The sequence below is a fragment of the Nonomuraea sp. 3-1Str genome (assembly GCF_031570565.1).
Classification (GTDB): domain Bacteria; phylum Actinomycetota; class Actinomycetes; order Streptosporangiales; family Streptosporangiaceae; genus Nonomuraea.
This window is the reverse complement of sequence record NZ_JALHBK010000045.1, coordinates 1-19,892: the sequence shown is the minus strand read 5'-3', so window position 1 is coordinate 19,892 and position 19,892 is coordinate 1. Positions and strand designations below refer to the sequence as shown.

Annotated in this window: 20 protein-coding genes; 10 read left to right on the top strand and 10 right to left on the bottom strand. The window is 72.8% G+C overall.

Annotation, left to right across the window (positions count from 1 at the left end; all coding sequences use genetic code 11):
* The first annotated feature begins 22 nt into the window (after positions 1-22).
* Together MTP10_RS40075 and MTP10_RS40070 are read left to right on the top strand one after the other, a co-directional pair.
* A complete protein-coding gene (locus MTP10_RS40075) occupies positions 23-226 on the top strand; it encodes a hypothetical protein (RefSeq protein WP_310716976.1) in 204 nt (67 codons plus the stop codon).
* A gap of 75 nt (positions 227-301) precedes the next feature.
* Positions 302-745 carry a GNAT family N-acetyltransferase gene (locus MTP10_RS40070; protein WP_397334583.1) on the top strand — a complete coding sequence of 148 codons (444 nt, stop codon included), beginning with the start codon at positions 302-304 and terminating at the stop codon, positions 743-745.
* A 25-nt stretch (positions 746-770) separates the two neighbouring features.
* On the opposite strand, the gene MTP10_RS40065 is transcribed toward MTP10_RS40070, so the two are convergent.
* The 5 genes from MTP10_RS40065 to MTP10_RS40045 are packed head-to-tail and all read right to left on the bottom strand — an operon-like array spanning position 771 to position 5,142.
* Positions 771-1,535: an amino acid ABC transporter ATP-binding protein gene (locus tag MTP10_RS40065; protein WP_310716972.1), complete on the bottom strand. Its 765-nt coding sequence runs from the start codon at positions 1,533-1,535 to the stop codon at positions 771-773.
* Positions 1,532-2,479 carry an amino acid ABC transporter permease gene (locus tag MTP10_RS40060; RefSeq protein WP_310716970.1) on the bottom strand — a complete coding sequence of 316 codons (948 nt, stop codon included), beginning with the start codon at positions 2,477-2,479 and terminating at the stop codon, positions 1,532-1,534. The genes MTP10_RS40065 and MTP10_RS40060 overlap by 4 nt, the downstream gene beginning before the upstream one ends.
* Positions 2,476-3,399, bottom strand: coding sequence for an ABC transporter substrate-binding protein (locus MTP10_RS40055; RefSeq protein ID WP_310716968.1), 924 nt, complete (start codon positions 3,397-3,399; stop codon positions 2,476-2,478). The genes MTP10_RS40060 and MTP10_RS40055 overlap by 4 nt, the downstream gene beginning before the upstream one ends.
* The gene (locus MTP10_RS40050; protein ID WP_310716966.1) at positions 3,392-4,204 is read right to left on the bottom strand and encodes a nitrilase-related carbon-nitrogen hydrolase; all 813 of its coding nucleotides are present in this window, start codon (positions 4,202-4,204) and stop codon (positions 3,392-3,394) included. Before MTP10_RS40050 ends, MTP10_RS40055 begins: the two co-directional genes overlap by 8 nt.
* On the bottom strand, positions 4,201-5,142 hold the full coding sequence (locus MTP10_RS40045) for a hypothetical protein (RefSeq protein ID WP_310716965.1): 942 nt from the start codon (positions 5,140-5,142) through the stop codon (positions 4,201-4,203). The genes MTP10_RS40050 and MTP10_RS40045 overlap by 4 nt, the downstream gene beginning before the upstream one ends.
* Positions 5,143-5,248: 106 nt before the next feature.
* On the opposite strand from MTP10_RS40045, the gene MTP10_RS40040 reads away from it, so the two are divergent.
* Complete coding sequence (locus tag MTP10_RS40040; RefSeq protein ID WP_310716962.1) at positions 5,249-6,601, top strand: aminotransferase class I/II-fold pyridoxal phosphate-dependent enzyme; 1,353 nt, start codon at positions 5,249-5,251, stop codon at positions 6,599-6,601.
* 58 nt (positions 6,602-6,659) lie between these two features.
* Here the strand turns inward: MTP10_RS40040 and MTP10_RS40035 are convergent, their stop codons facing one another.
* On the bottom strand, positions 6,660-8,033 hold the full coding sequence (locus MTP10_RS40035; protein WP_310716961.1) for an MFS transporter: 1,374 nt from the start codon (positions 8,031-8,033) through the stop codon (positions 6,660-6,662).
* Between the two features lie 65 nt (positions 8,034-8,098).
* Here MTP10_RS40035 and MTP10_RS40030 point away from each other — a divergent pair, with 65 nt between their 5' ends.
* Positions 8,099-8,833 carry a helix-turn-helix transcriptional regulator gene (locus tag MTP10_RS40030; RefSeq protein WP_310716959.1) on the top strand — a complete coding sequence of 245 codons (735 nt, stop codon included), beginning with the start codon at positions 8,099-8,101 and terminating at the stop codon, positions 8,831-8,833.
* Here MTP10_RS40030 and MTP10_RS40025 read toward each other — a convergent pair.
* Entirely contained in the window at positions 8,818-9,675 is an 858-nt protein-coding gene (locus MTP10_RS40025) for an SCO6745 family protein (protein ID WP_310716957.1), read from the bottom strand. The genes MTP10_RS40030 and MTP10_RS40025 overlap by 16 nt on opposite strands.
* A 148-nt stretch (positions 9,676-9,823) precedes the next feature.
* Between MTP10_RS40025 and MTP10_RS40020 the strand changes: the two genes are divergently transcribed.
* On the top strand, positions 9,824-10,834 hold the full coding sequence (locus tag MTP10_RS40020; protein ID WP_310716955.1) for an NADP-dependent oxidoreductase: 1,011 nt from the start codon (positions 9,824-9,826) through the stop codon (positions 10,832-10,834).
* Positions 10,835-10,868: 34 nt separating this feature from the next.
* On the opposite strand, the gene MTP10_RS40015 is transcribed toward MTP10_RS40020, so the two are convergent.
* Positions 10,869-12,947 carry a cellulose binding domain-containing protein gene (locus MTP10_RS40015; protein ID WP_310716953.1) on the bottom strand — a complete coding sequence of 693 codons (2,079 nt, stop codon included), beginning with the start codon at positions 12,945-12,947 and terminating at the stop codon, positions 10,869-10,871.
* Between the two features lie 254 nt (positions 12,948-13,201).
* Here MTP10_RS40015 and MTP10_RS40010 point away from each other — a divergent pair, with 254 nt between their 5' ends.
* Positions 13,202-14,497: a PHB depolymerase family esterase gene (locus MTP10_RS40010; protein ID WP_310716951.1), complete on the top strand. Its 1,296-nt coding sequence runs from the start codon at positions 13,202-13,204 to the stop codon at positions 14,495-14,497.
* Between the two features lie 92 nt (positions 14,498-14,589).
* A complete protein-coding gene (locus MTP10_RS40005; protein WP_310716950.1) occupies positions 14,590-15,057 on the top strand; it encodes a hypothetical protein in 468 nt (155 codons plus the stop codon).
* A 7-nt stretch (positions 15,058-15,064) separates the two neighbouring features.
* Here the strand turns inward: MTP10_RS40005 and MTP10_RS40000 are convergent, their stop codons facing one another.
* Both MTP10_RS40000 and MTP10_RS39995 read right to left on the bottom strand, forming a co-directional pair.
* Positions 15,065-15,469, bottom strand: coding sequence for a hypothetical protein (locus MTP10_RS40000; RefSeq protein WP_310716948.1), 405 nt, complete (start codon positions 15,467-15,469; stop codon positions 15,065-15,067).
* Between the two features lie 149 nt (positions 15,470-15,618).
* Complete coding sequence (locus tag MTP10_RS39995) at positions 15,619-16,608, bottom strand: acyl-CoA desaturase (protein ID WP_310716947.1); 990 nt, start codon at positions 16,606-16,608, stop codon at positions 15,619-15,621.
* A gap of 215 nt (positions 16,609-16,823) precedes the next feature.
* Between MTP10_RS39995 and MTP10_RS39990 the strand changes: the two genes are divergently transcribed.
* The 3 genes from MTP10_RS39990 to MTP10_RS39980 all read left to right on the top strand — a co-directional run.
* Positions 16,824-18,128: a cytochrome P450 gene (locus tag MTP10_RS39990; RefSeq protein ID WP_310716944.1), complete on the top strand. Its 1,305-nt coding sequence runs from the start codon at positions 16,824-16,826 to the stop codon at positions 18,126-18,128.
* Positions 18,125-19,702: a peroxidase family protein gene (locus tag MTP10_RS39985; RefSeq protein ID WP_310716942.1), complete on the top strand. Its 1,578-nt coding sequence runs from the start codon at positions 18,125-18,127 to the stop codon at positions 19,700-19,702. Before MTP10_RS39990 ends, MTP10_RS39985 begins: the two co-directional genes overlap by 4 nt.
* On the top strand, positions 19,699-19,892 hold a 194-nt coding region (locus tag MTP10_RS39980; protein WP_310716940.1), incomplete at its 3' end, for a hypothetical protein. The genes MTP10_RS39985 and MTP10_RS39980, both read left to right, overlap by 4 nt.

The following is a 19,892-nucleotide window of genomic DNA, read 5'->3' as shown; positions in this document are numbered from 1 at the left end:
CCTCACTTCAGAAAGGACACCCATGGGCATTCCCTGCTGTCACCACCCGGCGCTGCCCGCGCCCGGCTCGCGGGCCGCCGTGATCGTCGTCGTCGTCATCGTGTCGGGGGCGGTGGTGGTGCTGTTGCGCGCGGGCGTCGGCGTCGAAGGCGCGACGGCCCTCCTGGCGGCGATCACGGCGTGCGTCGCCGGCGTCGCCCGCCACCTGCACCCCCGCACCGGTTAGCCGTACGTGGAGAAACCAGTCGTACCAGGAGAAGAGGATGGCAAGCGCGCCCGCCGGGCGGCCATCATGGATCCCATGGCCATCCGCACCGCCGGCCCCGGCGACCTGCCCGACCTGCTTTCCCTGGCTGTCGCCTTCTACGCGGAGGACGGCTTCACCACCTCGCGCGACGACCTGCGCGCCAACCTGGCCCACCTGGTCGCCTCGCCCGCCGCCCGCGTCGCGGTGAGCGAGGCGGAGGGCCGCGTCGTCGCGTTCGCGATCACCACGACCTCCTTCGGGCTGGAGTCGGGGCTGATCGCCGAGCTGGAGGACCTGTACGTCGTCCCGGAGGCGCGCCGGCGGGGCGAGGCGGAGCGGCTCATCGACGACAGCCTGCGCTGGGCTGCCGGACAGGGATGCGCGGCGGTCGAGATCGTCGTCGCCCCCAACGGCCTGGACGTGAGCCACCTGTTCGCCTACTACGGCAAGCGCGGCTTCCGCGACGAGGGCCGCCGCCTCCTCACACATCCCGTGTGAGCGACACATCCCGGGTGAGCGCCGGTCAGAGGACCTTGCTGAGGAAGGCGCGGGTGCGGGGGTTGCTCGGGTTGTCCAGCACCTCGGCGGGCGGCCCCGACTCCACGACGACGCCGCCGTCCATGAAGACCACCCGGTCCGCCACCTCCCGCGCGAACCCGACCTCGTGCGTGACGACGAGCATGGTGAGCCCGTCGTGGGCCAGGCCCTTCATGGTGGCGAGCACCTCGCCCACCAGCTCGGGGTCGAGCGCGCTGGTCGGCTCGTCGAACAGCATGAGCTTGGGCTCCATGGCCAGCGCGCGGGCGATGGCGACGCGCTGCTGCTGGCCGCCGGAGAGCTGCCTGGGGTAGCTGCCCGCCTTGTCGCTCAGCCCGACCCGCTCCAGCAGGGCCGCGGCGCGGGCACGGGCCTTGGCGCGGGACTCGCGGCGCACCCCGACGGGCGCCTCCATGACGTTCTGCACCACCGTGAAGTGCGGGAACAGGTTGAACTGCTGGAAGACCATGCCGATCTCCCTGCGCTGGCGGGTGATGTCGCGGTCGCGCAGGTGGTGGACCCGGCCGCCGGAGGCGGAGAACCCGATCAGCTCGCCGTCGACGTGGATGGCGCCGCCGTCGATGGTCTCCAGGTGGTTCACGCAGCGCAGGAACGTCGACTTGCCGGACCCCGACGGCCCCAGGATGACGACGACCTCGCCCCGCCCGACGGTCAGGTCGATGCCCTTGAGCACCTCCAGGTGGCCGAAGCTCTTGCGGACGGCCCGCGCGTGGACCATGGGCATGCTCATGACGGCGTCTCCTCGCGGGTCGGGGCGGCGGCCGGGCGCCGTCGGCGCAGCAGCAGGAAGCTCCAGAAGCTCTGCGGGGCGTTGCGGGTGGCGCCGCGCGCGTAGTGCCGCTCGATGAACGACTGCCCGACGTACAGGACGGACGTGATCACGAGGTACCAGACGCACGCGACGATCAGCAGCGGGATGGTCTGGAAGGTGCGGTTGTAGATGGCCTGCACGGTGTAGAGCAGGTCGGCCAGCGCGATGACGCTGACCAGCGAGGTGGCCTTCAGCATGCTGATGACCTGGCTGCCGGTCGGCGGCACGATGAACCGCATCGCCTGCGGCATGACGATCCGCCGGAACGTGCGCCCCCGGCTCATGCCGAGCGCCGACGCGGCCTCCGACTGGCCGGGGTCCACCGACAGCAGCCCGCCGCGGATGATCTCCGCCATGTACGCGGCCTCGTTCAGCCCGAGGCCCAGGACGGCGGCCAGCAGCGGCGTGATCAGCTGGTTGGTGTCGGCAGACAGGAACTCCGGCCCGAACGGCACTCCGAACGAGATCCGCGGCATCAGGGCCGACAGGTTGTACCAGAGCACGAGCTGCACCAGCACGGGCGTGCCCCGGAAGAACCACACGTACAGCCCGGAGACCAGCCGCGCGACCGGGTTGTGCGACAGCCGGCCCATCGCGACGAGCACCCCGCCGACCACGCCGACGGCCATGGCGATGACCGTCAGGAAGAGGGTCGTCATGATGCCGGCGCCGATCACCTGGGCGTTCAGGTAGCGGCCGACCACGTCCCACTGGAAGTTGGGGTTGGTGACGAGGAGGCTGACGAGCTGCGCGGCCAGGACCAGCAGCACGGCCGAGGCCACCCAGCGCAGCGGGTGGCGCGTGCGGGAGGCTCCCGCGACGTCGACCTCCGGGGGCGAGCTCCGCTCGGTGACGGCCGTCACGACTGCGCCGCCAGGTTGACGCCGGCCTGCTTGATCATGTTGCCGCCGGTGCCCCACTTCTTCATGACCTTCTCGTACGTGCCGTCGTCGATCAGCTTCTGGAAGCCGTCCTTGACCACCTCACGCAGCGGGGAGTCCTTGGCGACGACGGCTCCCTGGTAGAGGTCGTCGAAGCCGTTGGCCTTGCCGGTCCCGGCCAGCTCCAGCTCGCCGCCCGACTGCTGCGTGAAGTACGTCAGCGGGGCCTGGGAGGAGAAGAACGCGTCGGCGCGGTTGGAGCGGACCGCCAGGATCGAGGTGGGCTGGTCCTTGTACGACTGCACCTCGATCTTCTGCTTGCCGTCCTTGACGCAGGTGGCGGACTGCCCCTTGATCACCTTCTCGGCGGAGCCGCCGGACATGACGGAGATCCGCAGCCCGCACGTGTCGGCGATCGACTGGATGCCGCGCGGGTTGCCCTTCGGCACGGCGAAGACCACGAACTCCTGCACCCAGTCGACGAAGTCGTTGGCCACCTGGCGCTCGGGGAAGTCGCCGACCGGGCCGAGGGCCAGGTCGTAGCGGCCCGCCTTGATGCCGGTGAGCAGGCTGGGCAGCCCGTCCACGGTCACGTGCTCGATCTTGACGCCGAGCAGTCCGCTCAGCTCCGCCGACAGGTCGGCGGTCACACCGGTCAGCGACTTGCCGTCGGTGCCCGCGATCTCGTACGGGGGGAAGGAGCCGTTGTTGACCGATACCAGCCTGCCCGCCGTCTTCACCTTGTCGGGCAGGCGGTCGTACAGGGCCTGGTCCTTGGCGTGGGTGGCGGCGGCCGGGGCGGAGGAGGCGGCGCCGACCGCGCCCTCGCTCTCCGGCGGGTTGGCGCCGCAGCCGGCCAGCAGCAGGGCGGTCGCCACGACGGCGGGGGTCGTCTTACGCATCGAGGCTCCTCGGGCTGGGGTTCACGGTGAAGCGCCGGTTGGCGAGGACGGGGAGGGTGAGGCGGGCCTGCGCGAGATCCTCTGCCGAGGCCGTGCCCCACAGCAGGCCGGGCGTGTCGCCGAGCCGGGCCCGGCAGACGCCGAGCGGGTCGACGAACATGCTCGCGCCGATGTTGCGGCGGCCGCACTCGCCGGAGGCGGCCACGTAGTACGTGTTCTCCAGGGCGCGGGCGGTGACCATGACCTCCCAGTGCCACTCCTTGGCGGGGCCGCGCACCCAGGCGGCGGGCAGCGCCACGACCTGGGCGCCCTGGTCGGCGAGGAGCCGGGCCATCTCGGGGAAGCGCACGTCGTAGCAGGTCATCAGGCCGACCTTCCAGCCGGCGCAGTCGAGGACGACGGGGGAGTCGTCGCTCGCGAGCACGTTGTCGGACTCGCGCCGGCCGAACGCGTCGTACAGGTGCAGCTTGCGGTAGGTGGCGACGATCTCGCCGTCGCGCAGCGCGACCAGCGTGTTGATCACCCGGCCGTCCTCGGCGGGCTGGTGCATGCCCACGATGACCGTGGTGGCGGTGCCGCGGGTCCGCTCGGCCAGGCCGGTGACGAACGGGCCGTCGAGCGGCTGCGCCGCCTGCCTGATCCGTACCGGGTCGTCCACGAACAGGGCCATCGCGCCCTCGGGCAGGACGAGCAGGTCGGCGTTCCCGGCGATGGCCTCGTCGAGCAGGCCGGCGCACGCCTTCAGATTGGCCTCCCAGTCCTCGCCCGAGGCGAACTGGCCGACGGCCACGCGCAGATCCTTCATGCGGTGAAGACCTCCTTCGGGTCGATGGGGGAGGCGGCGATGCCCTGGGCGTGCAGCTCCTCGCAGAAGGCCGCGGTCATCGCGGCGTTGGCGCCGGCGCCGTACGGCATCCAGTCCTCGCCGAACACCTCGCTGGTGCGGCTGAGGCCGGCCAGCAGCCACGGGGTGGTGTCGGCGAGCAGCCGCCGCCGCGCCACCCAGTGCCGCTTGGACTCCTCGAACAGCTCCTGTACGGCCTCCGGCAGCCAGGGGTGCCGCCGGACGACCTCGCTCCTGATCGTCACCAGGTGGATGCCGGGGACGAACCCGTGGCGGCGGTAGTAGTCCAGCTCGGCCGCCGGGTGGTCGGCCAGCAGGTGACGGAACCGGCTCTGCGGCGTGAAGAAGCCGCGGGGCATGAACGGCGTCATGAGGGCGTCGATCCGGCCGGCGGCCAGGTCCTCGGCGAGCGAGCCGTCGGTCACGCCGACGTTGTCCGGCAGCGCGCCCTGGCCGACCCGGTCCTTGCCCGGCTCGGGGGCGTCCACGGCGCCGACCGTCCAGGTGATGCCGCCCAGGTCGACGCGGGCCTCCCGCAGCAGCGCCCGGGTCCAGGTGTTGCCGGAGTCGGGCCAGCCGGTGAGGCCGACGCGGGCGCCCTTGAGGTCGGCGAGGTCACCGGCGTCGCTGTCGCGGCGCACCAGCACGCATCGCTGCCGGAAGCCGCGCATCACGAACACGGGCAGGCCGACCAGCCGGTCGTCGCCCCGGGCCCGGCCGAGCACGTACCTGCTGAAGGACGTCTCCCCGCCGTCCAGCTCGGGCTCGGCCAGCACGTCCGGCGTGCTGTCCCTGGACTCCAGGGCCAGCTCGAACGCCCGGGGGCGGACCGCGCCCGTCACCACGGGCACGAGGTGGTCCCAGTCACGCAGGGCGAGCCGGATGAGGGGTTTAGTCACAATGCTCCCTTTCGTGCTGCATTGCGCTGTACTTTATGTTCGGGAACTTTGGTGGTACAAGATGTACTTTGTTCCTTAACAACGTTTTGTCCGAAACGGAGGCTCTGTGGAGATCGATCCCGGCTGGCTCGCGACTCAGGTCCGCGAGCCCAGCGCTCGCGGAGTCGCCACGTCCCTGATCGACCTGATCCGGGAGGGCGCGCTGCGTCCCGGAGCGCGCCTGCCGACGGTGCGGCAGCTGGCCCGCCTGCTCGGCGTCAGCCCGGGAACCGTCGCCGAAGCCTGGAGCGAGCTGCGCAAACACCGCATGATCAGCACCGACAGGCGGCGCGGGACCGTGGTGCTCGGACCGCCCGGCGTGCAGCACCCCGTCCGGTACGAGCGGATCGGGAACTTCGGCGGCAGGCTCGCCATCGACCTGGCCATCGCCGCCCCCGACCGGACGCTGCTGCCGCCCCTCGGCGCCGCGCTCGCCGCCGCGGCCGGCACTGACGGCCTCAACGACTACACCCGCGAGACGATCACGCCCCGCCTGCGGGCCGCGGTCGAACCCACCTGGCCGTTCCCCGCGCAGTCCTGGCTCGCGCTCGGCGGCGGCTACGAGGGGCTCCAACTCCTCCTCCAGACCACCGCACTGCCCGGAGACCGCGTCGCCATCGAGGAGCCGACGGCCGCCCGGCTGCTCGACATCCTGGAGCTGATCGGCGTCGAGGTGCTCCCGGTGGCCTGCGACGAGGACGGTCCCGTCCCCGCCGCGCTCGCCGAAGCCCTGCGGGCCAGCCCGGTGGCGTTCGTCCACCAGCCGCGCGGCCACTCGCCGTGCGGCCACGCCGTGTCCGCGGAGCGCTCGGCCGAGCTGGCGGAACTGCTCGCGCCCACCACCACCCTGGTCGTCGAGGACGACGGGATCGGCGACCTGTCGGTGGCGCCGCTGCACAGCATCGGCGCGCGGCTGCCCGGCCGTACGGTGCTGGTGCGTTCGTACTCGAAGTCACACGGCCCCGACCTGCGGCTCGCCGTCATCGGCGGGGCGGCCGACGCGGTGGAGCGGGTCCGGGTCCTGCGCAGCTACGGCACCGGCTGGAGCAGCCGGATCCTCCAGGACACCCTGGCCGGGCTGCTCGCGGACCCGGACGCGCGGGAGGTGGTGGAGCGGGCCCGCGAGACGTACGCCCGCCGCCGCGCCGCCCTCGCCGGGCGCCTCACCGCCCGCGGGGTCACGGTGGGCGGGCGGGACAGCCTCGTGCTGTGGGTGCCGGTCCACGACGAGCCGGAGGCCCTGGTCACGCTGGCGGCCCACGGCATCTCGGCCGCCCCGGGCAGCCGCTACCTGGTACGGCCGGGCCGCCCGCACATCCGCCTGGCGATCGCCCGGCTCACGGAGGACCCGGGGGAGCTGGACGACCTGGCGGACGTGATCGCCCTGGCCGCCAAACGCCCCGGCCCGGACCGGCACTGACCGGCACTGACCGGCACCGGCGGCGTCCCCAGCCGCGCCACCCGCCCGCCGGCACCGCTCACCGCCGGGCGGTGAGCACGGCGAGCGCGGCGGCGGCCAAGAAGGCGGCGCCGCCGACGACGACATGGGTGTGCAGGCCGGTCACGAGATCGCCGCGCGCCACCAGCGTGCCGGCCAGCGCCACCCCGATCGCGCTCCCGGTCTGGCGGGCGACGTTGAGCACCCCGGACGCCGCCCCTCCGAGCTCGGCCGGCGCCGCCTCCAGGATCGCCGTGGTCGCCGCCGGCATCGTGAACCCGGTCCCGAAGCCGGTCAGCACCATCGGCGCCACCAGCGACAGGTAATCCGTCCCCTGACCGGCGGGCAGCCAGCCGAGCAGGCCGATCCCGCCGATGACCAGCCCGCACGCCATCGGCGGGTACGGACCGGTGCGGGCGGCGATCCGGCCGCTCAGCGGCGAGGAGATCATCGGCGCCATCGCCATCGGGAGCATGGCCAGGCCGGTCATCAGGGGGTCGAGATGCCGTACCCGCTGGAAGAACAGCGGCACGAGGAACAGCAGCCCGTAGAAGCCGAGGTTGAGCAGCCCGCCGATGACCGCCGGCCCGGAGAACCGCCGGTCGCCGAACAGGCGCAGCGGGAGCATCGGCGCGCGGGCCCGGCGTTCGAGCCGGAGGAAGGCCGGCAGCGCCCCCGCGAACAGGGCGAAGCCGCCCGACACCGCCGGTGAGCCCCAGCCGCGCGCCCCGGCCTCGATCAGTGCCCAGGTCAGCCCGCCGAGACCCAGCGCGCCCGTCACCTGAGCGGGTATGTCCAGCCCGGACCGGCCGCCGGACGCCGCGGGCGCCGGGACGTACCTCAGGGTCAGCAGGAAGCCCAGCAGGCCGAAGGGCACGTTGGCGTAGAACACCCACCGCCAGCCGACGGTGAAGACCAGCACGCCGCCGAGCACCGGACCGGCGGCGGCGGCGATCCCGGCGACCATGCCCCACACGCCGAACGCGCGCGCCCGTGACCCGCGGTCCGGGTAGGCGTTGCGCAGCAGCGCGAGCGACGCGGGCACCATCAGGGCGGCGCCGGCTCCCTGCACCAGCCTGGCCCCGACCAGCGCACCGGCGGAGGGCGCCAGCCCGCAGCCGATCGAGGCGGCGGTGAACACCACCAGCCCGGTCAGGAACACCGGCTTGCCGCCGAACCGGTCGCCGAGCCCGCCGCAGAACAGCAGCAGCCCGGCGAACGCGAGCGTGTAGCCGTCGACCACCCACTGCAGGGCGGTCAGCCCGCCGCGCAGGCCGGTGCCGATGGCCGGGAGCGCGACGGTGACCACGGTGACGTCCAGGATGACCAGGAAATATCCGACGCAGACCGCGACCAGCGGCAGCCGGCCGGCTGTCGTGGCGAACGCGGTCTCGTTCCGTGTGGGGACCGTCATGACCCCAGTCTCGGCCCGAAGTACTACGGTGATCGCCGAAATGTCGTCGTTCTAGACTGGGACGCGTGTGGAACGCCGCAACGGAGACCGACATCGCCCACGTGGCGGCGGCCATCGGTGATCCGTCGAGGACCAGGGTGCTGCTCGCGCTCGCCGACGGGGGAGTGCTGCCGGCCAGCGCCCTGGCGGCCGAGGCCGGGGTGAGCATGTCCACCATCAGCGGCCACCTGACCAGGCTGCGCGAGGCGAAGCTGCTCACGGTCGAGCACGACGGGCGGCACCGCTTCTACCGGCTCGCCAGCACGGACGTGGCCCGGGCGCTGGAGGAGCTGGCCCGGATCGCGAGACCGCTGCCGGTCCGGTCGCTGCGCGAGGGCGTTCGGGCGCAGGCCCTGCTGCGTGCCCGGCTGTGCTACGACCACCTCGCCGGACGGCTCGGCGTCGCCCTGCTGGCGGCGCTGGTGGACGACGGCGTCGTGGCCCATGCCGGCGGCGGTTACCGGATCACCCGGGCGGGCCTCGGCAAGCTGGAAGCCTTCGGGGTCGACGTCGAGGAGTTCTCCCGGCGGCGGCCGGCCATCCGGTACTGCGTCGACTGGGGCGAGAACCGCCACCACCTCGCCGGTGCGCTGGGCGCGGCCATGGCCGACCGGCTGTTCGCGCTGGAGTGGCTACGCCGGGGACGGGCCCGGCGGGTCGTCCACGTCACCGACACGGGCCGCGCCGGCCTGCACGAGACCTTCGGCGTGCCCCTCGACTGGGACAGCCCGCCGGCCCAGACGGCTCAACCGGGCGGCTGACCGATGGAGGTCCTCAGCGCCGCGCCCATGTCGAGCAGGCCGGCGTCGACGACGGCGCGGCCGAAGGGGCGGGCCAGCTCGGCCAGCCGCTCGCAGCCGTCCTCGCCGAGGACGCCGTAGGCGGGCAGGGTGAGGGCGTCGGTGCGGTCCTCGATGTGCTGACGCAGAGCCCTGCCTTCGGCGCTGAGCCCGTCCTCGGCGAGGAGGCCGCGCTCGCGGAGGCGTCGCTCCGCGGCGGCCCACTCGTCCTCCGGCCAGGCGCGGGTGACCCGGAGGACGGCGGAGGGCACCTCGCCGCCGGCGCCGTGCAGCACCAGTGCCTCCAGCCCGCTCACGCCCTCGCTGAGCAGCAGCGCGACGTGGCCGTCGCCACGGAACTCGCGTAGCAGTGTCTGAGCGTGCCACAGCAGGCGGAGCGGCTCGTCCGGCCACGGCAGGGCGGCGTGCGCGGCGAACAGCGGGCGGCCCTCCAGGTGGTCGCAGGCGGCGACGGCCGCCCGCCGCGCGAGGCCGGCCGCCTCGTCCAGGCCGGGCAGCTCGTGGATGCCCGCCCGGCGCAGGGCCTCGGCGGCGGCGTCGGCCCGGGCGGTCAGCATGTCCTCGGGGGTGACCACGTTCCAGGCGGCCGGCAGCGCCTCCCGGACGAGGGCGGGCCGGAAATTGTAGAAGGTCGCGATGACCTGCTCGGCCGTGGCGCGCCCCAATGCCGCGCCCCGGGAGGCGAAGTACCCGGCCCTGCCCTTGAGCCCGAGCTCGGCGTAGCGGCGGGCCGCTTCGGGGACGAAATAGATCATGCCGTGGACCGGCTCCAGCCGCCGCCACGCCTGCCGTGCAGCCTTCATGCGTACCGTCCTCCAGAATGCGCAAACCGACCAGTCGGTTCACCGAACTTAGTTCTGCTGTCGGTCCGGGTCAATGGCCGGGTGGCTCTTCTCGAATTTGGGCACAACGCCTCAAAACGGTCATAACTCACAAATCCGGAGTCGTGTCATGTCGGTACCCAGCCGTGAGGTTCACCTGGTCGCCCGCCCCTCCGGCGAGCCCAAGCCGGCCGACTTCGCCCTCGTCGAGGCGACGCTCCCCGATCCGGGCCAGGGGCAGATCCTCGTGCGCAACGACTGGATGTCCGTCGACCCCTACATGCGCGGCCGGATGAACGACGTCAAGTCGTACGTCCCGCCGTTCCGGCTCGGCGAGGCCATGGACGGCGGCGCGGTCGGCACAGTCATCGTCTCCAACGCCGAGAGCGTGCCGGTCGGCGCGACCGTGCTGCACTCCGGCGGCTGGCGGGAGCACGCGGTCCTCGACGCCTCCCAGGCGCGGGTCGTGGACACCGCGATCGCGCCGCCGCAGACCTACCTCGGCGTGCTCGGCATGGTCGGCCTGACCGCCTACGCCGGGCTCAAGGAGGTCGCGCCGGTCAAGGAGGGCGACGTCGTGTTCATCTCGGGCGCGGCCGGAGCCGTCGGGCTCATCGCCGGTCGGGTGGCCCGGCACCTGGGCGCGTCCAAGGTGATCGGCTCCGCCGGCGGCCCGGCCAAGACCAGGCGCCTGGTGGAGGAGTTCGGCTACGACGCCGCGATCGACTACCGCGCCGGGGACCTGCCCGGCCAGCTCGCGGACGCCGCGCCCGACGGCATCGACGTCTACTTCGACAACGTCGGCGGCGACCACCTCCAGGCCGCCCTCGGCGCGCTCAACACCTTCGGCAGGGTCGCGCTCTGCGGCGCCATCTCCCAGTACAACGCCACCGAGCCCGTCCCCGGCCCCAGCAACCTCTTCCTGGCCGTGGGCAAGCGGCTGACCCTGCGCGGCTTCCTCGTCCGCGACCACCAGCACCTGGCCGCCGAGTACGTCCCGCTCGCCGCCGCCTGGCTCCGCGACGGAACCCTGCGCAGCGAGGAGACGGTCGTCGACGGCCTCGACAACGCCGTCGACGCCTTCCTCGGCCTCCTCCACGGAGCCAACACCGGCAAGATGCTCATCCACCTGAGCTCCTGAGCCGCTGAAGGCCGTCAGCTCCGGCAAGGGCCGGTCAGGCCGTGTGGCAGGTCGTGCCGTTCAGGGTGAAGACCGGCGGCAGGAGGTCGGGGCCGGTGTACCCGGCGACGAAGCCCACGCTCACGCTGCCTCCGCCCGCCGCCAGCTTGCCGTTGGAGTCCAGGCTGGTGGCCTTGACCGTGCGGCCGTTCTGCTCCCAGCTCGCGTTCCAGCCGCCGTTCATCCGCTGCCATCCGGTCGGCCAGTCGAACGTGAGCGTCCAGCCGTCGATCGCGGCCGGCCCGGTGTTGGTGATGTCCACGGCCGCGACGTAGCCGCTGCCCCAGTCGCCGTTGGCGCCGAACCTCACCGTGCACGTGCTCGTGGCCGGGCTGCCGGTGGTGAACGTGAGCGGCGGCGAGGCCCAGCTCACGTTGCCGGCCGTGTCGCGGGCCAGCACGTTGACGGTGTACCGGGTGCCGGGGTTGAGGTTCGCGACGGTGAACGACGTGCCGGCGCTCTCACCGAGCTGCTCGTCGGTCGCGCCGTTCTGCCGGTGGACCTCGTACTTGGCGACGGGGTGCGCGCCGGCGGCCGACGCCGTCCACGAGAGGGTGGCGGCGCGGTCGGTGACGCCGGAGGCGGCGGGGCGGCCGGGAGCTCCGGGCGCCCCGGTGACCTGGCTCGCCGGGTGCAGCACGAGCGTGGTCAGCGAGTACGGCGGCAGTGTCCGGCTCCTCGCGGTGCCCGTCTGACCCGTGGTGACGGCGGTGCCGCCGTTGACGTACGAGTACACGGTCGGGGCGGCGGCGGCCGGGGTGTAGCCGGTGTAGTCGATGGTGACCGTGCGGGCGTTGTCGGGGTCCTTGTTGACCAGCAGCACCGCGAGGTCGCCGTCGCCCCGGCGCGCGGCGTGCGCGGTGACCAGCGGCTCGTCCGTGCCCGCCCGGACGAACTGGTCGCCCGGCCGGGCGAAGGCGTTCATCATGGCCAGGCCGTGGTACGGCGCGAACGGCGTGTTCAGCGGCGGCTCGCAGGTCGTGCCGTCGGCCAGGCAGGTGCCGCTGGACAGCAGGCCGAAGTCGCCGTAGTCGGTCTGGCCCGCCACCGTCGAGACCGTGCCGATGCCGTTGTGGACGTTCCACCACTGGACCGTGAAGACGCCGCTCTCCAGCAGCCCGCTGTAGGCGTCGGCGAGGAACAGCGCGCCCGGCTGGGTGTTCTGGCCCACCCCCACGTTCATCTCGGTCAGGCTGATGCCGATGCGCCCGGCGCCGGCCGGGGCGTACCGGGTGATCTGCTCGCGCGTCGCGTGCACCATGTCGGTGATCTGCTCCGGCTTGGCCAGCGCCTCGGCGGCCGTGCTCCCGCCCGGGTACCAGTGCACGTCCACGAAGTCGATCTTCGATCCGGCGACGGACAGCACGGTCTGGTTCCACGTGGCCGGGTCGCCGCCGGCGACGATGCCGTCCGGCCAGTTCCCCGGCGCGGTGAGGACCGCGCCGACCTTGATGCCGGGGTCGACGGCCTTCATCGCGTCGGCGAAGGCGACGACGCCGTTGGCGTACGCCGTGGGGCTCTTGTCCGCGTGCTCGTCCGCCTCCCAGTCGGCGCCGTAGTGGCCGTTGCCGTAGTTCTCGTTGCCGACGGTCCAGTACGTGGCCCCGTACTTCTTGGTCACGTTGGCGTACCGGACCCAGTCGGCCGCCTCCTCGGGGGTCCCGGTGCCGTAGTTGGCGATGATCATCGGCTGTGCGCCCATCCGCCGTACGGAGGCCATGAAGGTGTCGAAGTCGGTCCCCGGGGCGACGTAGCCGCCGGGCGCGGTGTGGTCCTTCCAGTGGTAGATGTCGCCGTAGGAGCCGCCGGGATAGCGGACCATCCGCACCCCCGCGCCCTTCAGCAGGTCCGACACCGCCGTGGTGCCCAGCTCCTTGTCCCAGATGGCGTCGTTCACCCCGAGCCCGGTGTCGGGCATGGCCGCGAGCCCCGCGCGGGCGTTCACGGTGACGCTCACCGGCGCGGCGGCCGCGCTCGCGGCCGTGCTCGCTCCGGCCGTGTCCGGCCCGGCGAGAGCGAGGGCGCCCAGGAGCACCGTCGAGGCGGTGGCGGCGCAGAGACGGCGAGTCCTCATGGGGGTCCAATCGACGCACGTTGCTCGAAGTCGCCTCATGCTGGGTTCGCCCGGTCCGCCTGTAAAGGACCGCCCCCGGGGTGCGCGGATCCCGTACCGCATGACGCCGGTAGAGGCGCGGGAGCCCGCACCCCGGCCGTGAAAGTTTCAGCGGCGCGCCGAGGTGGCGGCCACGCCCCCGGCGGCCGCGTTGACGCCCCCGCCGCAGCTCCCTAGCGTGCGGGCCACCCGGAGCCTGAGGAGGCCGCGCGGCGATGAGGACGACGACGAAGGTCATGGCGGTGCTCATCACCCTCGCGGTGGCGGTCTGCGGCTGGCTCGCCTCCGCGCTCCCCACGTCGGCGGCGGCGCTGACCGAGGTGACCGGCTTCGGGGCGAACCCGACGAACCTCCGCATGTACGAGTACGTCCCGGCGAGCGTCACCGCGCGCCCGGCCGTCCTCGTGGCCGCCCACTACTGCGGCGGCTCGGGCCCGGCGATGCACTCCGGCACCGAGTTCGCGTCGCTGGCCGACCGGTACGGCTTCATCGTCGTGTACCCGTCGGTGACGCGCAGCAGCCTGTGCTTCGACGTCTCGACACCGGGCGCCCTGACCCACAACGGCAACAGCGACCCGGCGGGCATCGTGTCCATGGTCCAGTGGGAGATCCAGCACCGGAACGCCGACGCGAGCCGCGTGTACGCCACGGGCCTGTCGTCGGGCGCGATGATGACGAACGTCCTGCTCGGCGACTACCCGGACGTGTTCAAGGCCGGGGCGGCGTTCGCCGGCGTGCCGTTCGGCTGCTTCGCCACCACCGACGGCTCGATGTGGAACAGCACCTGTTCGAGCGGCAACCTCATCAAGACCCCGCAGCAGTGGGGCGACCTGGTCCGCGCCGCCTACCCCGGCTACACCGGGCCGCGCCCGCGCATGCAGGTCTGGTACGGCACGAACGACACCACGCTGAACTACGCCAACTTCGGCGAGCAGCTCAAGCAGTGGACGAACGTGCTCGGCGTCAGCCAGACCCCGGCGCTCACCGACCACCCGCAGCCCGCGTGGACCCGCACCCGCTACGGCGGCACCGGCGTCACGGCCCCGGTCGAGGGGATCAGCGTCGAGGGCGGCACCCACAACATCCTGGCCTCCGGGATGGCCGCGATGGCCCTCGACTTCATGGGCCTCACCACGGGCGGGCCGGCCCCCACGCCGACCCCCACGCCGACCCCGACGGTCACCCCCGCCCCGGGCGCGTGCCGCGTGGCCGTCACCACCAACGCCTGGAACACCGGCCTGACCGCGACGCTCACCGTCACCAACACCGGCACCGCGCCCGTCAACGGCTGGTCCCTGACCTTCACCCTCCCCGCCGGCCAGGCCATCACCAGCGGCTGGAACGCCACCTACAACCCCACCACCGGCAAGGTGACCGCCGCCAACCTGTCCTACAACGCGACCCTGGCGCCCGGCGCCTCGACCAGCATCGGCTTCCAGGCCACCCACACGGGCGACAGCGCCAAGCCCACGGCGTTCACCCTCAACGCCTCTCCTTGCACGGTCGCCTGACGGGCGCGCATGTCCGGCGTCCGTCAGCTCGCAAGCCACCTGAAAGCGGAATGACGGACATTGCGGTCAGCTACGAGAGAGAGGAACTCTCCATGAAGATCGCACGCCCCCTGGTGGCCCTGTCCGGTCTCGCCGCAGCACTCATCGCGTTCACCCCCGCCGCTCAGGCCGCCGCGGCCACCCCCTGGGGCCCCTCCTACGCGCCGGGCCACGCGGCCAAGGCCCTCGGCACTCTGACCGCCTCCGGAGAGGACCACGCCGACATCCCGGCCGCCGACACCGTCACGATCACCGGGAAGCTCACGGACTCCACCCGCGCCACCTCCACCTGCGGCTGGGCCGTCTTCCGCATCACGTACCGGGACTCCTCGAACAACCTGCCGTTCAAGCACCACATCGTCCGCGACTGCTCGTACGGCACCCCGAAGCGGTTCTCCTTCAGCCACCACGACGTCTACCAGGTCGAGCTGAAGGTCTGCGCGCAGCCCAGCGGCGCCACCCGCCCCTCGGACACCTGCCTGTACGCGGGCACCTGGAAGGTCCTGTACCTGTCGAAGTAGGACCGGGTCAGGCCGTCAGGGAGTGGACGGCGCGAACCTCCGTCACGGTGAACTCGTCCACGATGTGCCGGTTCTGCACCAGGAACCCGACCAGGCCCGCCACCGCCTCCACGCCCCGCTCCGCGCGGGCCTGGCCCGTCAGCAGGAAGATCAGCGGAGTGGACGGCTGGTCGATCGCGAAGTGGCGGTTGTGGCGGTGCACATCGTGCAGGGCCCTGATCGGGATCGGCCGGGGGGAGGTGAACCACACCGCCACCTCCCACACCGGCAGCGCCGGATCCGCCTCGGCCTCCACGGCCTCCTGGTAACACGCGACACAGCCCTGCCCCGCGTGCCGGCCGTGGAGGCAGGTCCAGTGCTCGACGTCCGCCGGAAGCTGGGGACGGGTGCCGAGGATGGCCGTCTCGGTCACGCGGCGCCGTGGCCGGGGTGTTGGGGATGAGGTGAAGTATTCGCTGATGATGCATCCTCGCGCGTCGTTGGCCGTACGGCCACCATACGCCCGGACGGGAGATTCGAGCGGATCTCGGCAGGATGATGACAGGTGTCCGGCCGGAGTCGTCACCCGCCGTGGGGTCGTTCTCCGTCCCCGCCGGCGCGGCGGGCCGTCAAGCGGCCGGGATCCGGCCAGTGCACGCCGTACGCCCAGCCCGCGGCCTCGAACCAGCGGATCAGCCGCGCGCTCGGGTCGAGCTGCCCCTTGAGCACCCCGTGACGCGCGCAGGTGGGCTCCACGTGGTGCCAGTTGTGCCAGCCCTCGCCGAGTGTCAGCATCGCCACCCACCACACGTTCGAGGAGCGGTCCCGGGTACGGAACGGCCGGTCGCCGAAGGTGTGCGCGACCGAGTTCACCGACCACGTGACGTGGTGCACCACGGCGTAGCGGACCAGCCCGCCCCAGAAGAACGCGGTCCACGCGCCCGCCCACGACATCGACCACAGCCCGCCCGCCACGGCCGGCAGCGCGAACGACAACGCCACGACCGCCGGATAGGCGGCGTCGAAGCGCCGCACGTCCGGATCGGCCAGGAGGTCGGGCACCCAGTGCCGGGGGCTGGAGCGCCGGCGCGCGGTCCAGAACCAGCCCACGTGGGCGTGCGCCATGCCACGCAGCAGGGCCAGGCCGTCGTCCCCGTAGCGCCACGGCGAGTGCGGGTCGCCCTCGCGGTCGGCGTACTTGTGGTGACGCCGGTGCTCGGCCGTCCACAGGGTGACCGGGCCCTCGACCGCCATGCCGCCGGCCAGCATGAGCGCGACGCGCAGCGGCCTGCGGCACCTGAACGCCCGGTGGGTGAACAGCCGGTGGTAGCCGATGGCGATCCCGAAGATGCTGACCAGGTACATCACGACCGCGATGACCACGTCCCGCGGCCCGATGCCCCATCCCCAGACGGCGGGCACGGCGAGGCCCAGCAGCACCACGGGGAGCACCACGAGGACGACCAGGTAGACGGTCCGGCGGCCGGTGGTGACCGTCACCGTCTCCGCCGTGCCCGAGCCCGTGCCCGAGCTTGTGCCCGAGCCCGGCTGCGGGATGGCCGACGAGGTCACGCTACCTCCCATGATCGCTAAGACGGATGCGGCTCCTCATTGAACGGCCGCCTCCCCGGATCCCGGCAATGGCTCCGGAGTGACGTTCCCGTCACCCAGAGGAGTCATAACACTGCACACCGTAGCCATGAGCCGGTGGGCCGTCCCTGTCTAGATTGTGGCTACACAACGTGATGATCTCTGTTCGCTCCGGCTTCAGACGGAAGGGTCCACGCATGGGTGCTGTCGGTCAGACGACCACGGGCGGCTATCTGGAGAGGTACGACGAGGCGCTGGCCCGCGACCCGACGTCCGCGTTCGGCCTGGTCCGCGAGTGGATGCGCACGGACTGGCGCGCCCTGTTCGCCGAGCTCCGCGAGCGGCGGCCGATCTTCGTCACGCCCGCCTTCACGGTCGTGACCCGCTTCGCCGACGTCACCGAGGTGCTCTCCCGCGAGTCGGTCTTCTCGGTGCGCGCCTTCGCCCCGCGCCTCGACGCCGCGCTGGGCGGCCCGTTCATGCTGGGCCGGGACGCCACGGCGATGAACTGGCGCGACAAGGGCCTGATGCGGGTCATGCTCGACCCGCGCGACGTGGACGGCGTGCGCGAGCTGGCCGGGCGCCTGGCCGACGAGGCGCTGGACGCCGCCTGGCCGGACGGCCGCGTCGAGGCGGTCCACTCGCTGTTCCGCCACGTCGCGCTGGGCGTCTGCGCGGAGTACTTCGGCTTCCCCGGCCCCGACGCGCAGACCCTGTCCCGGTGGACCCGGGCCATCGTCACCGACGGCTTCGCCAACTTCCTCGGCGATCCGGACGTCCAGTCCGCGTCGGTCCAGGCGGGCGCGGAGATGACGGCGTACCTGCGCGGCCGGCTCGCCGAGCTCAGGGCCGCGCGGCGGGCGGGACACGACCTGCCCGACACCGTCTTCGGCCGGCTCGCCGGCACCACCCTGCCCGCCGGGATCGGCGTGGACGACGAGCGCGTCGTCGTCAACATGGCCGGCCTGCCGCTGGGGTTCGTGGAGAGCGCGCCCGGGGCCATGGCCGAGGCGGTCGAGCAGCTTCTGCTGCGCCCGCCGGTGCTGGCGCGGGCCGTCGAGGCGGCCCGCGACCCCGACCCCGCCCGCTTCGACGGGTACGTCTGGGAGGCGCTGCGGTTCAGCCCGTTCTTCAAGCTGCTTCCCCGGCTGTGCGAGCACGACCACGTCCTGGCCGCGGGCACCCCGCGCGCGACGCCGATCCCCGCGGGCACGTTCGTGCTGGCCGCGCCGGCCTCGGCCATGTTCGACGCGGACGTGGTGGCGGAGCCCGACGAGTTCCGTCTCGACCGGCCCGGCCACCAGCAGCTGTTCTTCGGCCACGGCCACCACGCCTGCCTCGGCGTCCATCCCGCCAGGGTCGTCGTCTGCGAGGTCCTGCGCCGCCTGCTGCTGCGCCCCGGTGTGCGCCTGCTGCCACCGCCGGAGGGCCGGGTCGCCCGCTCCCACGGGATCTTCCCCGACCGCTTCGTCCTGGGGCTCGGCCCCGAAGGGCAGGAATGATGACGACGGCACGGACCATCGCCACCGACGGGGCCGTCAACCGGCTCAGGTTCCTGGCGCTGACCAACGGCCGGCCGTTCTGGGACCTCGTCCAGGCCGTCCAGCCCCTGCGGCGGCGCCTCAACGCCTCGCTGATCGACCACGCGATCCGCGAGATGCCCCCACGGCCCGAGCCGCTGAGCACCATGGCCGGCTACACGTCCTGGGCCTCGCTGACCGACCGCACCTACAGCGGCAGGCACCTGCCCCCGGCCGCCGCGTCCGAGGACGGCCGGCCCAGCCCCGAGCGGGCCGCCGAGCTGTTCGCCCGCGGCGACACCATGATCCCCTGCCCGCGCTCCACGGTGCTGTTCGCCTACTTCGCCCAGTGGTTCACCGACGGCTTCCTGCGCGGTGACGTCAACATCCCGCGCGACCCCCGCAAGAACAGCTCCAACCACCACATCGACCTGAACCAGGTGTACGGCCTCCACGAGGACGCGACGGCGGCGCTGCGCGCGTTCGACGGCGGGCTGCTCAAGAGCCGGATCGTCGGCGGCGGGGAGTTCCCGCCCCAGCTGTGCGAGAACGGCAAGATCAAGCCGGAGTTCGCCCCGCTGAGCGTCATCCGCTTCGACGAGCTGACCGACGCCCAGCGCGACACCCTGTTCGCGACGGGCAGCGACCGCGGCAACATCCAGCTCGGCTTCACCATGCTCACGGTGCTGTTCCTGCGCGAGCACAACAGGGTGGCGCGCCTGCTCGCCGAGAGCCACCCGCGCTGGGACGACGAGCGGCTGTTCCAGACGGCCCGCAACGTCCTCATCGTGCTGCTGATCAAGCTGGTGGTCGAGGAGTACATCAACCACATCACGCCCTACCACTTCCGCTTCACCCTCGACCCGCGGCTGTCGTCCGTGCTGGCCCGCGCGCCCTGGCACCGCGAGAACTGGGCCTCGGTGGAGTTCAACCTCGTCTACCGCTGGCACAGCCTGATCCCGTCCCGGCTCTCCGTGGGCGGCCACGAGCTGCCGATGGAGCAGACCCTGCTCGGCGGCGCGGTGATCCCCGAGCACGGCCTCGGCCGGCTCTTCGAGGACGCCTCCCGCCAGCGCGCCGGCCGCCTCGGGCTGTTCAACACCGATCCCTTGCTGAGGGAGGTCGACGCGGCCAGCATCGCCGACTCGCGGACCCTCGCGCTGGCCTCCTACAACCGCTACCGCGAGCACTGCCGCTTCCCCCCGGTGCGCCGTTTCGAGCAGGTCTCCGGCGACGAGCGGGTCAGCGGCGCGCTGCGGGAGCTCTACCGGAGCGTGGACGACCTCGACCTGTACGTCGGCCTGTTCGCCGAGGAGCCCGGCGCTCCCGGCGCCATCCTGCCGCCGCTCCTCACCAAGATCATCGCGATCGACGCCTTCTCCCAGGCGCTGACGAACCCCCTGCTGGCCCCGCGGGTGTTCAACGCCGCGACCTTCTCGCCGACCGGCCTGCGGGTCATCGCCACCACGAGATCGCTGTCGGACGTGCTGCACCGCAACGTCCCCGAGGATCCCCGGCCCCGCTTCGTCAGCATGTCGTGGGGCGCGGATCGGTGAGCGGCGAGACCGGCCCGGCGCCGGAGCCGCTGCGCGCCGCGGCCCGCGAGCTGGCCGAGATCGGCGTCGTGATCCGGGATGCGGCGGTCCACGCCACGGCCGCGCTCACCGACGGCGCCGCCCTCCGCGCCCTGCCGAGCGCGCCCTCGGCCCGGCAGCCGGCCGAGGGCGCGCTCGGCGTCAACGCGAC

What these genes read in the sequence shown, in the direction of transcription:
- MTP10_RS40075 (WP_310716976.1), top strand. Translation starts at nt 23, where the DNA reads ATGGGCATTCCCTGCTGTCACCACCCGGCGCTGCCCGCGCCCGGCTCG.
- MTP10_RS40070 (WP_397334583.1), top strand. Translation starts at nt 302, where the DNA reads ATGGCCATCCGCACCGCCGGCCCCGGCGACCTGCCCGACCTGCTTTCC.
- MTP10_RS40065 (WP_310716972.1), bottom strand. Translation starts at nt 1,535, where the DNA reads ATGAGCATGCCCATGGTCCACGCGCGGGCCGTCCGCAAGAGCTTCGGC.
- MTP10_RS40055 (WP_310716968.1), bottom strand. Translation starts at nt 3,399, where the DNA reads ATGCGTAAGACGACCCCCGCCGTCGTGGCGACCGCCCTGCTGCTGGCC.
- MTP10_RS40050 (WP_310716966.1), bottom strand. Translation starts at nt 4,204, where the DNA reads ATGAAGGATCTGCGCGTGGCCGTCGGCCAGTTCGCCTCGGGCGAGGAC.
- MTP10_RS40035 (WP_310716961.1), bottom strand. Translation starts at nt 8,033, where the DNA reads ATGACGGTCCCCACACGGAACGAGACCGCGTTCGCCACGACAGCCGGC.
- MTP10_RS40025 (WP_310716957.1), bottom strand. Translation starts at nt 9,675, where the DNA reads ATGAAGGCTGCACGGCAGGCGTGGCGGCGGCTGGAGCCGGTCCACGGC.
- MTP10_RS40020 (WP_310716955.1), top strand. Translation starts at nt 9,824, where the DNA reads ATGTCGGTACCCAGCCGTGAGGTTCACCTGGTCGCCCGCCCCTCCGGC.
- MTP10_RS40015 (WP_310716953.1), bottom strand. Translation starts at nt 12,947, where the DNA reads ATGAGGACTCGCCGTCTCTGCGCCGCCACCGCCTCGACGGTGCTCCTG.
- MTP10_RS40010 (WP_310716951.1), top strand. Translation starts at nt 13,202, where the DNA reads ATGAGGACGACGACGAAGGTCATGGCGGTGCTCATCACCCTCGCGGTG.
- MTP10_RS40005 (WP_310716950.1), top strand. Translation starts at nt 14,590, where the DNA reads ATGAAGATCGCACGCCCCCTGGTGGCCCTGTCCGGTCTCGCCGCAGCA.
- MTP10_RS39990 (WP_310716944.1), top strand. Translation starts at nt 16,824, where the DNA reads ATGGGTGCTGTCGGTCAGACGACCACGGGCGGCTATCTGGAGAGGTAC.
- MTP10_RS39985 (WP_310716942.1), top strand. Translation starts at nt 18,125, where the DNA reads ATGATGACGACGGCACGGACCATCGCCACCGACGGGGCCGTCAACCGG.